This is a genomic window from uncultured Aquimarina sp. (assembly GCF_947495315.1).
Taxonomy (GTDB): Bacteria; Bacteroidota; Bacteroidia; order Flavobacteriales; family Flavobacteriaceae; genus Aquimarina.
Window position 1 is genome coordinate 1 of record NZ_CANLYD010000048.1, and the last position, 494, is coordinate 494.

A 494-nucleotide genomic window follows, 5' to 3' on the forward strand; every position below is an offset into this window, starting at 1 on the left:
TTTACAAATGGAGTTACTTTATCCGGCGGTGTATTAACAGTTCCAGCGGGGGTTACGAGTTTTGATGTGATCTACCCAACAACTACCGATACCTTAGATGAAGGAAGTGAGACGACTACCTTAACAGTTGGAGGAGCAAGCGGAACAGGAACAATCAATGATCCGGCAGATCCTACAGTTGCCAGTGTAAGTGATGCGAGCACAGTAGAAGGAAGCAACTTAACACAGACAGTTACTTTGAGTGGAGCAACCCCACAAGAGACGACTTATCCATATGTTTTAGCAGATGGTACTGCTACAGAAGGATCAGATTATGACAATAGCCCAACGTTTACAAATGGAGTTACTTTATCCGGCGGTGTATTAACAGTTCCAGCGGGGGTTACGAGTTTTGATGTGATCTACCCAACAACTACCGATACCTTAGATGAAGGAAGTGAGACGACTACCTTAACAGTTGGAGGAGCAAGCGGAACAGGAACAATCAATGATCC

Annotated in this window: 1 protein-coding gene; it reads left to right on the forward strand. The window is 44.7% G+C overall.

The features are described 5' to 3' along the window. Positions 1 to 494 (forward strand): hypothetical protein (locus tag Q0910_RS28535; protein WP_299224249.1); only part of this gene is annotated, 494 nt, incomplete at both ends.